This window comes from Mesorhizobium helmanticense (assembly GCF_003034915.1).
Lineage (GTDB): Bacteria > Pseudomonadota > Alphaproteobacteria > Rhizobiales > Rhizobiaceae > Mesorhizobium > Mesorhizobium helmanticense.
Window position 1 is genome coordinate 60597 of record NZ_PZJX01000045.1, and the last position, 13269, is coordinate 73865.

At 63.2% G+C, this 13269-nt stretch carries 6 protein-coding genes; 1 reads left to right on the forward strand and 5 read right to left on the reverse strand.

What is annotated here, in order from left to right:
- Nucleotides 1-7: 7 nt before the first annotated feature.
- Nucleotides 8-598, forward strand: a complete 591-nt coding sequence (locus C9427_RS24310) for a transglycosylase SLT domain-containing protein (protein WP_107651610.1) — start codon at nt 8-10, stop codon at nt 596-598.
- Between the two features lie 30 nt (nt 599-628).
- On the opposite strand, the gene C9427_RS24315 is transcribed toward C9427_RS24310, so the two are convergent.
- From C9427_RS24315 to C9427_RS24335, 5 genes are all read right to left on the reverse strand, one after another.
- Nucleotides 629-2821 carry a dipeptide ABC transporter ATP-binding protein gene (locus tag C9427_RS24315; protein WP_107651611.1) on the reverse strand — a complete coding sequence of 731 codons (2193 nt, stop codon included), beginning with the start codon at nt 2819-2821 and terminating at the stop codon, nt 629-631.
- A gap of 68 nt (nt 2822-2889) precedes the next feature.
- Nucleotides 2890-4047 (reverse strand): ABC transporter permease, encoded by a 1158-nt coding sequence (locus tag C9427_RS24320; RefSeq protein ID WP_107651612.1) that lies wholly within the window; start codon nt 4045-4047, stop codon nt 2890-2892.
- A 12-nt stretch (nt 4048-4059) separates the two neighbouring features.
- Nucleotides 4060-5094 (reverse strand): ABC transporter permease, encoded by a 1035-nt coding sequence (locus tag C9427_RS24325; RefSeq protein ID WP_107651613.1) that lies wholly within the window; start codon nt 5092-5094, stop codon nt 4060-4062.
- Nucleotides 5095-5263: 169 nt separating this feature from the next.
- Nucleotides 5264-6916: an ABC transporter substrate-binding protein gene (locus C9427_RS24330; RefSeq protein WP_107651614.1), complete on the reverse strand. Its 1653-nt coding sequence runs from the start codon at nt 6914-6916 to the stop codon at nt 5264-5266.
- A 300-nt stretch (nt 6917-7216) separates the two neighbouring features.
- The gene (locus tag C9427_RS24335; protein ID WP_107651615.1) at nt 7217-13267 is read right to left on the reverse strand and encodes a translocation/assembly module TamB domain-containing protein; all 6051 of its coding nucleotides are present in this window, start codon (nt 13265-13267) and stop codon (nt 7217-7219) included.
- Nucleotides 13268-13269 lie beyond the last annotated feature (2 nt).

Below are 13269 nucleotides of genomic sequence, written 5' to 3' on the forward strand. Positions count from 1 at the left end.
TCTTCCAATGCGTAGGTCGAGTTTTAGTAAAATTGTAGCTGTCTCCGTGTTGTTGGCGCTGTCGGCCTGCGCCACACCGCCAAGCCATATCAACGATGTCTGTGCCGTGTTCGACCAGAATGACGGCTGGTTCGACAATTGGCAGGCGGCGGCCGAACGCGCCGAGCAGAAATACGGCGTGCCCGTCCCCGTGCTGATGGCGACTGTGCGCAAGGAATCCGGCTTCAAGAGCAACGCCCGGCCGCCGCGCAAAAAGCTGCTCGGTTTCATTCCCTGGAAACATGTCTCAAGCGCCCACGGTTTCTCGCAGGCGCTCGACGGCACATGGTCGCAATATCAGAGCGAAACCGGCAATTGGGCGGCGCGGCGGACCAAATTTGCCGACGCTGTCGATTTCGTCGGCTGGTACCATTCCAAGACGTCAGACACCTACGGCGTCGCCCGCAACGACACCTACAATCTCTATCTCGCTTACTATCTCGGCTGGACTGCCTATGGCCGCGGCAACCGCGGCGATGCCGGCGTCCAGAACTATGCGCGAGCGACCGAGAAGATGGCGCGCGATTACGCAGCGCAGCTGCGCCAATGCGCCAACTGACCGCGCCCGCGGCTTCAGCCTCTTCGCCCGTCAGCTCGGCCTCTTGCCGCCTGGACGCTTCGGCGGAGTACCGGCAAAGCCAGGACCAGCACTATGCGGTGCATCTTCCGGCACGCCCTCATGCGCGGCGTGCTCCTTGTCGAACTTGATCACCGGCTCCATTTTCGCCAGCACGTCGTCGGCAAGCCAGCACAGGCTCATATGGCCATCGCCGAGATGCTTCACCGGTGGCACTTTGGTCTCGCACAGATTGTCCGGCACCAATTTCTTGTAGCCGCAGCGCGTCTGGAACGGACATCCGGTTGGCGGGTTCATCGCCGACGGGATATCGCCTTCCAGCACGATGTGTTTCTTCACCACGCTGGTGTCGGCGATCGGGATCGCTGACAGGAGCGCCTCGGTATAGGGATGATAGGGCGGCGCGAAAATCTGGTCCGTCGTGCCCTGTTCGACGATATAGCCGAGATACATGACGACGACGCGGTCGGCGATGTAGCGTACGACGGACAGGTCGTGGCTGATGAACAGCATCGTCGTCTTGTTCTTGCGCTGGATATCCATCAGGAGCTCGGTCACCGCCGCCTGCACCGACACGTCGAGCGCCGAGACCGGCTCGTCGGCCACCACCACCTTGGCGTCGCCGGCAAAGGCACGCGCCACGCCGATGCGCTGTTTCTGGCCGCCTGAAAGCTGGCGCGGCTTGCGGGTCTCGAATGCTCTCGGTAGCTTCACCAGGTCGAGCAGTTCGAGCATGCGCTTGCGCCGTTCGGCGACGTTGTTGCCGACATTGAATTTTTCCAGCGTACGGATGATCTGCGAACCGACGGAGTGGCTCGGATTGAGCGTATCGAATGGATTCTGGAACACCATCTGGATCGACGACACCGTCTCGACGCTGCGCTTCTCGACGCCGGTCGACTGGATCTGCTCGTTGCCAAGCGTCACGCTGCCGGAGCTTGCAGTCTCCAGGCCGAGCAGCACCTTGGCCAAGGTCGACTTGCCGCAGCCGGACTCGCCGACGATGGCGACCGTCTCGGATTCGCGCGCCATGAACGAAATCGTTTCATTGGCCTTGACGACGCGGCCTTCGCTCGAACCGAACACCTCGCTGCCGCCAACCTTGTAGTATTTTCTCAGGTCTTCGATCTTGAGCACCGGGGCGCCGGGCACGACGCGTTCGTTGACCTTCTTGGCGCCGGGCGGCAGCGCTTCCCAATCGATCTCGTTGAAGCGCACGCAGCGCGAAAAATGGCCTTCATGGCCCTCGACCGCGATCATCGGGATTTCGGCCGCGTTGCAGACGCCTTCGACGAAATGGTGGCAGCGCGGACCGAAATTGCAGCCCTTCGGCCGCTCGTGCGGCAGCGGCAACTGTCCAGGGATGGAGATCAGCGGCCGCGAATTCTTGTCGGCGCCCGGCAGCGGGATCGAGCGGAAAAGGCCTTGCGTATAGGGATGGCGCATCCGGTCGAACACATCCTTGATCTTGCCGGTTTCCACCGCTTCGCCCGAATACATCACCGTGATGCGATCGCAGGTCTCCAGGATCAGGCCGAGATTGTGCGACACGAAGATCATCGAGGTGCCGAACTTCTCGCCGAGACCCTTGACCAGATCGACGATGCCCGCTTCCACCGTCACGTCGAGCGCCGTCGTCGGTTCGTCGAGCAGAAGCAGCGCCGGCTTCGACAGCAGCGCCATGGCAATGACGATGCGCTGCTGCTGACCGCCGGAAAGCTGGTGCGGATAGGAGCGCATCATGCGCTCCGGATCGGGCAGCCTCACCGAGCGCACCATTTCGAGCGCGCGTTTATAGGCCTCTTCCTTCGACACCTTGTCGTGGATCAGCGGCACTTCCATCAATTGCTGACCGACCTTCATCGCCGGGTTGAGGCTCGCCATCGGCTCCTGGTAGATCATCGCGATCTTGTTGCCGCGGATGGCGCGCAGTTCCTCGTCGGACAGCTCGCCCATGTCCTTGCCCTGGAACTTTATCTTTCCGCCGACGATCTTCCCGATGTTGGAGAGGTCGCGCATGATGCCGAGCGAAACGGTCGACTTGCCGCAGCCGCTCTCGCCGACAATACCCATCGCCTCGCCGGGCATGACGGTGCAGGAAAAGTCCATGACCGCCGGTATCTCGCCCTTGCGGGTAAAGAAGGAGATCGACAGGTTCTCGATCTCGATGATCGGCTCTCCGGGATTTCGAACTGCCTCATTCATGGGTCGCTCCAATCCTTATGTGTCAGGCACGTCGTTCTCTGGGTCACGCAGGGCCAAAGATCCGTCCATCAATCCTTCATCGACTGTTCGCGCAGCGAGTCGGCCAGGAGATTAAGGCCCAGCACGAACGACATCAGCGCAATCGTCGGCGGCAGCGCCGGATGGATGAAGGAGCGCAGCAGGCGGCTGGCGTCCTTGATCGCGGTGCCCCAGTCCGGGCTCTCCGGCGCCAGCCCCAGCCCGAAATAGCCGAGCGTACCGAGCAGGATCGTGGTGTAGCCGATGCGCAGGCAGGCATCGACGATCAGCGGCCCGCGCGCATTGGGCAGGATTTCCCACAGCATGATGTACCAGGGCGATTCACCGCGCGTCTGCGCCGCCGCCACATAGTCGCGCGTCTTGATATCCATGACCAGGCCGCGCACGATGCGGAACACGCCGGGGCTGGAAGCGAACACCACCGCCACGAAGATGTTGAGCTGATTGGGATCGATGTGGATGATCTTCAGCGGATCCCTGTCGAAGACAAGGCCGGTATAGATCCAGCCACCAAGAATGAGCGTCAGCCCGAGCAGGATGTAGAGCCGGTCCGGCCGGTTCTTGTAGCGGGTCCAGAACAGCACGCTGAAGAAGACGATCGGAAACAGGAAGAAGATGCCTGCAAGCCCATAGGGGATCGGCGTCTCCATGATGCCTGGTGTCACCAGGAGGTAGAATAGCAGGATCACCGGGAAAGCCAGAACAAGGTTGGCGAGGAAGGACAGCACCGTGTCGATCTTGCCGCCATAATAGCCAGCCGGCAGGCCGAGTGTGATGCCGACCATGAGCGCGAAGCCTGTCGCCGCCGGCGCGATGATCAGCACGATCTGGCTGCCGTAGACCATGCGGGAAAACACGTCGCGGGCGAGCTTGTCGCCGCCGAAGAGGTAGATGAGTCCCGATTTCGGTTCGATCGCGCCGGGCAGCACGTCCTTCATGATCGGCACCTGGGCGAGCGGATCGAAGGGCGCGACGGTCGATGCGAAGATCGCCGTGAACAGCCAGAACAGACAGATGCCGACACCGACGATGCCGACGCCGCTGTCGAAGAGCTGGCCGTAGAGGCCAAGCCTCTTCTTGTAGAGGAAGCTCGCCCCCATGACGATGGCCAGAGCGACCCAGACCGGCCAGAAACGCGCCAGCACGCCAAGCACGATATTGAAGGCACTGATATATTCGACCTGCATCCGCCCGATCCCCTACTGAACTCTGATACGCGGATTGAGGAACGCGTAGCCGACATCGGAAATGAGCTGCGTGATCAGCACGATGAACACCGAGACCAGCGAGCAGCCCAGCAAAAGGTCGATATCGTTGTTGCCGGCCGCCTCGACCAGCGTGTAGCCAAAGCCTTGGTAGCGGAACATCACCTCGACGATGACGACGCCGGTGAGCAGCCAGGGAAATTGCAGCATGATGACGGTGAACGGCGCGATCAGTGCGTTGCGCAGCGCATGCTTGACCACGACGCTGCCGAAGGACAGGCCCTTCAGCCGCGCGGTGCGGATATATTGCTGCGTCATCACCTCGACCATCGAGGCGCGGGTCATGCGAGCGATGTAGCCGATGCCGTAGATCGCTAGCGTCATGACCGGCAGCGTGAAATTATAGAAGGTGATGCCCTGGCTGGCCGAAGCCGCCGAACCGTTCAGTATGCCCAGCCACGAGGCGAAGATGACGGTGAAGATGACGCCCGAGACATATTCAGGCGTCGCCGTCGAGGCGATCGACGCCACCGACAAAGTCCGGTCGGTTCGCGAACCCTCACGCATGCCAGCAAGGATGCCGATCAAAAGCGATATCGGCACCATCACCACAAGCACCCAGAACATCAGGATACCGGTGGCGCCGAGCGCCGGGAAGAGCTTTGACGCAACAGTGGTCTTGAACTTGGTCGAGCAGCCGAAATCGCCTTGCAGGACGCCGGAGAATGTCGGCACGACTGGATCGTTGCAGAAGGAGAAACGCTTTGTGGGCTGCCCCGTCGCCGGGTCGGTCACCGGCTGCTTGGGCACGATGCCCAGCCATTGACCGTAACGGACGAAGAAGTTCTGGCGGTAGCCATGGTTGACCAGCCAGCTTTCGAGCTGCTCGGCCGAGGTATGCATCTCGGTCTGGCTGATCGCCAGCTTCTTCAGATTGGGTTCGAGATTGATCAGGAAGAAGACGATCATCGTCAGGCACAGCATCGTCAATGCCATCGTGCCGAGACGTCGAAGGATAAAAGAAAGCATGGCGGCCCCCTGCCGGTGGGGTTGGGGTCAGGTGCTGTCAACCCTTGATTTGTCGCATGAGCCGGCTTGGAAAGTCAGCAGCCTTTTTTGCGCTGACCCCCAAATTGCCGATCATGTTCGAAACAGGAGGGAGGGACGAACGCCCTCCCTCCCCGTTGGCTTCCATCGATCAGGCCGGCTCGAGCCAGACCTTGCCATAGTCGCGTTCGAAGGTCGGATGCATCTTGTAGTTCTGCACCGCCGCGACCGAATGGCTGTAGAGCTTGCGCCAGTAAGGCTGGATGATGATGCCGGCATCCTGCAGGATCTGCTGGATATCCTTCATCATCTCCTTGCGCTTTGCGGCGTCTGCAACGGCGAGCGCAGCATTGAGCTTGGCGTCCCAGTCGGGATTCGACCAGGCTGTCTCGTTCCAGGATTCGCCGGTGCGGTAGCCCAGGGACAGAACCTGGACCCCCAGCGGCCGCATGTTCCAGGTGGTCATGGACAACGGATATTTGGTCCAGTCGTTCCAGAACGTCGAGCCCGGCAGCACCGTACGCTTGACCTTGATGCCGGCGTCGCGCAACTGCGCGGCGATCGAATCGCCGGTATTCTTCTGCCAGTCCTCGTCGACCGTGATCAACTCGTGCTCGAAGTCGGCTTGGCCGGCTTCCGCCATAAGCGCTTTCGCCTTGGCGGGATCACGGGCGATTTTCGGCAGCTCGTAATATTCCGGATGAATCGGGCAGACATGGTGGTTCTCGGCGACAGTGCCGGCATTGCCGTAGCCGAGTTGAAGGACGACAGCATTGTCGACGCCGAGCTGCAGCGCCTGACGCACCTTCTGGTCGTCGTAAGGCTTGTTGTTGACGTTGGTGCGGCAGACGACGGTCCCGGCGGTGACCACTTCGGACTTCACCAGATCCATGCCGTCGAGGATAGACACGTAGTCGGCCGTGGTTTCGTAGTTGGTGTGCACTTCGCCCGCTTCGAAGGCGCTGACAGTGGCCGCCGGATCGGTGCCGTAGTCGATGAACTCGACGCCGTCGAGAAAGACTTCGCCGTCCCACCACTTGTTGTCTTCGCGGCGCTTGTAGACCACCTTCTGGCCGACATCGTAGGAGACGAGTTCGAAAGGACCGGTACCGATCGGACAGGCTTTGAAATCGCCGCCTTTTTCATCGAAGGTCTTGTGGACGATAAGGCCGGGATAGTCGCAGACATTGGGAATGATCGAAATGTCCGGCGAGCCAAGCTTCAGCTTGATGGTGTGATCGTCGACCTTGGTGACGGCGCTTTCATCGAGCTTGTCGTCCTTGACCAGCGTGCCGAGGCGGCCGGGCATGGAATTGCCTTCGGCTTTCTTGTCGGCCCAGCGCTTGAGGTTGAAGATCACGTCATCGGCGTTGAATGCATCGCCGTTCGACCAGGTCACGCCCTTGCGCACATGCAACGTGTATTCGGTGGCGTCGTCGTTGATGTCCCAGCTTTCGAGCAGATAGGGGCGGAACGTGTATTCGTTCGTGTACTTCACCAGCGGCTCGAGCGCCTGACGCTCGGCATTGGCGATTTCAGACCAGTCGGCCTTGCGTGGATCCTTCGGATCCTTGATCCACATCGCGACCTTCAGCGTGCCGCCTTTCTTGCCCTGTACTTCTTCCGCCTTGGCCGGCGTCGGATCGGCGAGGCCGAGCATGCCATAGGCCATCGCCGTGGACGCGCCGAAGACGCTGGCCAAGGCGAGAAATTCGCGGCGATCCATTTTTCCTGCCTTGGCTTCTTCGGCCATTGCCAGGATATGATCCGGAACGCGGTCACCATTACTTTTGTAGATTGCCATGACTGACTCCCATTGTTGGCTTTCTGCCTTTTAACATTCCGCATCCGGGCCATGATGTCAAAAGTGGCACGGATTGGGAACATGCCAAGGAATGTGCAACTTTGGAAGGGAAGCGGTTCGCTCGATAACGACAGTCTTGGCGCAAAACTGCTACTGCCCGGCAGATTTCGTCGAATCTCCGGTACCGACTAAATTGAGACATTTATGAAAGTTGGACAGCACCAGCCGATCCCGAAGGTGGTGCCAAGAGCTGTGCCGACCAGATAGTCAACTTGCCCGATTCTTTTGCTGTCGGCTGGCTCAATATTCGCGTTCGTAGAAAATACCGCCCTTGGCTTCGCCGGCATCGTTGGCCTCGCCGCGCAATTTGACGCCGCGCCCGACATTGAGATCGATCGTCGCCTTGCCCGATCCCGGCTTGTCGCCCTTCTGGATGGTGACATAGGTGCGGTCGTTGAGATATTTGCCCGCCGAGACCGCGGTGCCACCCTTGTCGTCCGTCGTCACGTCGAGATCGTCGACGCCGATCGCGCTGCGCAGGTTTTCGAGCAGCGAGGTCGAACCACCGACGCCGGCGAGCTGCGCAGCCGCTTCAGCGAGCTGGGCAATCTGCAGCGGCGACAGGTTCGACATCGATCGGCCAAAGATCAATTGTGCCAGCACCTCGTCCTCCGGCAGCGCCGGCACCGAGGAGAAGGTGAATTTCGGATTGGTCGCCTCGCCCGAAACGACGATGGTGACGGTAGCGCTGGTCGTGGTGGATGTTGCGGTCAGGTTGAGATAGGGCACCAGCGAGCCCGAAAAGCCGACCGTGCCTTCGGTGAAGGTCAGCCGCTTGCCGAGGATCGTCAGCCGCCCGCGTTGCAAGGTGAAGGTGCCGACCGCTTGCGGCGACGAGGCCGGACCGGTCAGCTTGAGCGAACCGCCAAGCTCGGCGTCGACGCCCCTGCCCTGGATGAAGATCTGGTTCGGCGCGTTGACCGTGACGTCGAGGTTGAGGCCGCTGCCGCCACTGCCGCCGCTCGCGGTTGGCGGACGCAGTGCCTTGTCCTGCGCGCGCACGGCGCCTGGCGCGTTCTTGTGCTTGACGTCGAGCGCCGCCAGCGAGCCCGGCAGCTTTTCGGGAACGGTAATCACGGTCTTGGCCAGATTGATGGTGCCCGAAATCACAGGCGCCGAAGCAAGCGGTCCCTTGATCGTCAGGTCGCCGCCGAGATTGGCGGTGACCACTCTGCCATCGGTGTAGCGGCCGTCGACGAGTTTGACCGACAGGTCGGCCGGAAACCCTTGTGCCGCATCGATGCCGACCGTACCGCTGGCCGACAGGCTGCCGCGCGTCGATAGCGTGCCCGTCAGGCGGTTGATCCTGGCGACGCCGTTACCGATCGCGACATCGGCAGTGATATCGTTGATGGCAAGGCCCGAGCGCGCGTCGATCAGGCGGGCGCCCGATGTACTGACGGTTCCGCCGATCACCGGTGACGTCGCCGGTCCGCGCACCTGCACATTGACATTGGCCGTACCGCTCAGCGACAGGCCTTGCGCGGCGAGTGTCCGGGTCAGGAAGGCGAACGGCACCTTGCCGGAAAAGTCGAGCGCCAACGCCGGCGTGCCCGCAGTCGTCACCGTGCCGCCGCCCTTGAGGCCAAGACCGGCACCGTCGCTGATGTTGGCGTCGAATGCCAGCCTGTTGCTGGCGAAGCTGCCGGAGGACGACACGCTCATGCCGCCGAAACCGGCGCCACGGGTCTGTGACGTCTGGATGCCAGAGGCGTCCATCTTGAAGGCCACGGCGGGATTGGCCGGCGCGCCTGTCACCTTGACCGTGCCCGAGATCGAGCCCGCGGCATCGAGCCCCGGTGAAAAACTGTTGGCGAGCGAGACCGGCACCCGCGCCAGCGTTGCGTTGAGATCGAGCGCCTGCCCGACCTTGCCTGTCACCGTCGCCGTGCCGCCGCCGAGGTTGAGCACCAGCCTGTCCAGGCTGGTCGTGCCGTTGGCAATGGTGACGGTCGAGGCCTGGGCGATGGCCGCCTTGATGCCTTGAACCGTCGCCTGGCCGGAATTGAGCTCAACGATCGTCGTGCCATTGGCGATCCTGACGCGGCCGGCGGCCTTGGCCGGAATGTCCTTGACGGTGGCCCCGCCGGAAAAGCCCGTCCAGTCGCCATCACGCTTCAGGTCGACATCGATCCCGCGGATGACGGTGCCGCCCGAGGTGACGCTGTCGGCGCGGACCTTGCCGGAGATGACCGGCGCGGCGAGGTAGTTGGCGATCATCGCGTCGATGGTGACGGTCTTTGCCGAAAGATCGCCGCGTGAGATCGAAGCCGTCGACGCCTTGACGGTGACTTCAGGCGCTTTGCCGTTCCTGGCGAATCTGATCGTGCCGCGCACGTCGCCTTCCGCCTTTTCCAGCGCAAGTGCGGCAAGCGGTCCGATGTCAGGCAAATCGAGCGCCACGGTGCCTTCAGGCACAAAGGCATTGTCGAGCGCCAGATCGCCGGAGACCCGGTTCTTGCCGAGCGACAGCAACAGGCCGTTGATGGCGCGCTTGCCGTCGGATGTCGCCAGCACGGCACTGCCTTGCAGGGCCTGGCCGGCGACATTGCCCGTCAGCTGCACATTGGCCGCCGGATTGGCGGCATCGGCCTTGCCTGTGGCGGTGAGCCGCAGCCCGGTGATCTCGCGTTCGGCCACCGAAAGCCGGTCGCTGTTCACTGTCAGCGACAGGTCGGGCGCGGTGCTCGGCCCTTGTGCGTTGAGTGCGAAAGCAATGGCGCCCTTGGCATCCTTCGACAGAAGCGAGATGTCGGCCAGCGCGCCCTTGATGTCGGCGACGACTTTGTTGTCGGCAAGGCTGGCCTTTCCATCGGCGGTCAGCGCACCGGACACCAGCTTGATCGCATCGGCGGTGACATTGCCGTTGGCATCGCGCTTCAGCACGGCGCTGATGTCGGTACGCTCGGCGAGAACGCCACGCGCTGCCGCGGGCAGCGCCGCGGAAGCCGCATCCGCCTTGAGGTTGAGGTCGATGGCGCCGTCGGCCAGCGAGACCTTGCCGTTGAAGGCGCTGTTCAGCGCGTCGCCGACCACCGAGCCGCTGTCGATGACGATGGTGTCTTTGGCAAGGCTGCCAGTGACCTTGGCCGTGACCTTGCCGGCGATCAGCGGCGCGATGGTTGGATTGTCGAGTCCGATCTTGGCCGCCGTCACCGTGCCGGAAATCGGCCCGGTCCGGCTCTTCACGTCGAAGGCATCGGAATGCAACGCCAGCGCGATGCCCTCGACTTTGGTAAAATTGGTCGCGACCGAAGGCAGGACAGCGGAAATATCAAGCTTCGGCTGCGTGCCTTGCCCCGCTGCCTTCACCGACAGCGCTTGCAGCTCGAGCTTGATCGGGCTCTCGGCGCTGCCGAGGGCCAGCGGCAGGCTCGGACCGGTCGAGGCAAGGTCGAGCGAGAAATCGCTGATGCCATTCGGATTGATCGTACCGGCCGCCTTGCCGGAGACATTTTCACCGGCAAGCGTCGCCTGGTCGATCGCAACGCCACCGGCGGACGAGAAACTGCCTGCCGCATCGAGATCGAGCGGACCAAGTGCCGCCTGGCGGGTTTGACTGGTCTCGGCGCCAGCGAGCTGCACATTGAAACGGATGTCCGGGCTGGCCGACGGTCCCGTCACTTGCGCCGTTCCGGCCAACGTGCCCGCCGCGTCGAGGCCAGGCGAGAAATCGTTGGCAAGGGCTGCCGGAAGTGCCGAAAATTCGGCAGCGAGGTCGAGCGTCTGGCCGGCGGTACCGGAGACCGCGACCGACCCGCCCCCGACATCGAGCACCAGCTTCTCGATGCTGGCTGCGCCATTGGCGACGCTCAAGCTCGATGGCTGCGCGATCGCCGCCTTGATGCCGCGAATGGTCGCTTCGCCCGAGGCGATCTCGACGCTGGTCGTGCCGTCCGCGATCTTCACCCGCCCGGCGGCCGTGGCCGGAATGCCCGCAATAGTGGCGCCGCCGGTGAAATTGGTCCACTCGCCGTCGCGCTTCAGGTCGACGCCGATACCGCTTATGACGGTTGTTCCCGAGGTGACCGTATCGGCCTTGATCGTACCAGAGATCGCCGGGCCCTTGAGATAGTTGGCGACCAGCGCGTTGACGGCGATGGTCTTCGCCGCCAGGTCGCCGCGAGAAATCGAGGCGCTCGTCATGTCGATCGCAACCGTCGGCGCGCCACCATCATCGGAGAAGCGGATGCTGCCCTCTACGTCGCCAGTCGCCGTCTGCCCGGCAAGTGCCGCCAGCGGGCCGATATCGGGCGCATCGAGCGTCAGCGTGCCAAGCGGCAACAGGCCATCGCCGAGCGCAACGTCTCCGGAGACCTTGTTGTCGCCCAGCGCCAGGCTGAGCCCGTTGATGGACCGCTTGCCGTCACTCGTCACCAACGACGCCTTGAGGTTGAGCGGCTGATCGTTGACCGACCCGGTCAGTGAGACATCGGCCGCCGGGCTGGCAATGTCGGCCTTGCCCTTCGCGCTCAACTGGACGGTCCTCACCGTGCGGCCCGATGCGGTCAGGCTGTCGCTGTCGGCAGACACCGAGAAATCCGGCGCCGAGCGCGCACCGCTCGCGGTCAGCGCGAAATTGACGGCCCCGCCGACCGGCACGCCGACCATGGGCGACAGCACCGAGACATCGCCGAGCGTGCCCTTGACGTCGGCCTGGATGTCGGTGCCGGTCGCGCTAGCGGTGCCGCTTGCGCTGAGCGCGCCGGAAGTGAATTGCAGTGAATTGGCGGCGAACGAGCCTTGCGGATCGCGGGTTGCCGTGGCGGAGAATGTCACGCGCTCGCCGAGAACCGGACGGATCTGCGGCGGCAGCGCCGTCGAGACGGCATCGGCATTCATCTTGAGCGTCATCGCCAGGTCGGCCAGCGTCACCTTGGCGGTGACCGAGGCATTGAGCGCATCGCTGCGCAACGTGCCCTGATCGACGGAAATCTCGTCCTTGCTGACCGAACCAGCGAGGTCGGCTGTGATCTTGCCGGTCACCAGCGGCGCCAGCGTCGCGACATTGGTGTTGAGGCCGCCGGCCGCGAGCTTGATGCTGACCGGTCCGCTGCGCTCCTGGATGTCGAAACCGTCGGAATGGATCTGGGCGGTAAGATTGTCCAGCCGCGTGCCGCCCGCCACCACCGAGACCAGAGACGCGCCGATGTCGACGATCGGCGCCTTGCCGCCGCCGAAGGCGCGGGCGGTGGCGCCTGTGAGCGCCACCGTCACCGGCTGCGCCGCGCTGCCGAGGCTGAGCACTATGGGCGGCCCCTTGGCGGCGAGCTCCACCGCGAGGTCGCTGGCGCCGTTGGGGTCGATGATACCGGCGGCAGTGCCATGCACGGCATCGCTGTCGACGTTGGCGCGCTCGACATCGACGCCGCCCGCGACCATGGCGGTCCCGGCAAGGTCGAAGCTGGTCTTGCCGGCAAACAGGGGTTTCAGATTTTCCGGCACAAAGCGTGCGAAGTCACCGTCACCCTTGGCTTCGACATGGCTGCCCCTGTCGGTGAGCTGATGCCGGCCGGTGAGCTGGGTGACGATCTGGCCGTCGACGACAAAGGTGCCGACGCCATTCCAGTTGGCGATCGGCCCCGTGCCCGAAACGACGATGTCGACCGGCGGCGCATCCGGCAGATTGAGCAGATTGGCGATGATGCCGCCGGCCGGCTCGGATGCCTTGAGATCGAGGTCGAGCTTGTTATCGGCGGGCGCGAAATTGATTTTTGCCTCGACCGTGCCTTGCTTGCCGTCGTGGCGGGTGATGTCGACGTTGGTTTCGACCGCCAGCGGCGCCGCATCGGCCTTGAGCGCGCCCTTGGCCGCGAGCTCGGCGATGCCGCTGCCGGCCAGAGCCTGCCCGAGCGCGATCTCGGGGAGTTCGATCTGTCTGATGTCGACGGAAACCGGCAGCGTGGTCGCACCACCTTGGCTCGGCTGCGTGCTGGCCACCGGCAGACGCGCCAGTTCGATGCGCCCTGCGGCGATGCGGTCGGCGCTGAAGCTTTTGGACAGAAGCGCCCGTGGCGACCAGTCGACGGCCAGTTTGCGAGCCACCAGCCAGGCGCCCTCGCGATCTTCCAGCACGACATGATCGACGGTCAGCGCCCCGGACCAGATGCCGTCGATGCCGCTGACCGTGACTTTGCGATCGTCGGTCGACGCCATGGTCGAGATGATGCCGGCAAGGTTTGCGCGGCCGCGCTCGGTCTTGGTCAGCACGACGAGCGCACCCACGACCGCCGCCACCACGACGAGCAGCGTGTAAAGGGCAATGCGAAGGATGCGCTTGAACATCTTCATCG

Coding starts and splice junctions, on each gene's coding strand:
- C9427_RS24310 (WP_107651610.1), top strand. CDS start 8: ATGCGTAGGTCGAGTTTTAGTAAAATTGTAGCTGTCTCCGTGTTGTTG.
- C9427_RS24315 (WP_107651611.1), bottom strand. CDS start 2,821: ATGAATGAGGCAGTTCGAAATCCCGGAGAGCCGATCATCGAGATCGAG.
- C9427_RS24320 (WP_107651612.1), bottom strand. CDS start 4,047: ATGCAGGTCGAATATATCAGTGCCTTCAATATCGTGCTTGGCGTGCTG.
- C9427_RS24325 (WP_107651613.1), bottom strand. CDS start 5,094: ATGCTTTCTTTTATCCTTCGACGTCTCGGCACGATGGCATTGACGATG.
- C9427_RS24330 (WP_107651614.1), bottom strand. CDS start 6,916: ATGGCAATCTACAAAAGTAATGGTGACCGCGTTCCGGATCATATCCTG.
- C9427_RS24335 (WP_107651615.1), bottom strand. CDS start 13,267: ATGAAGATGTTCAAGCGCATCCTTCGCATTGCCCTTTACACGCTGCTC.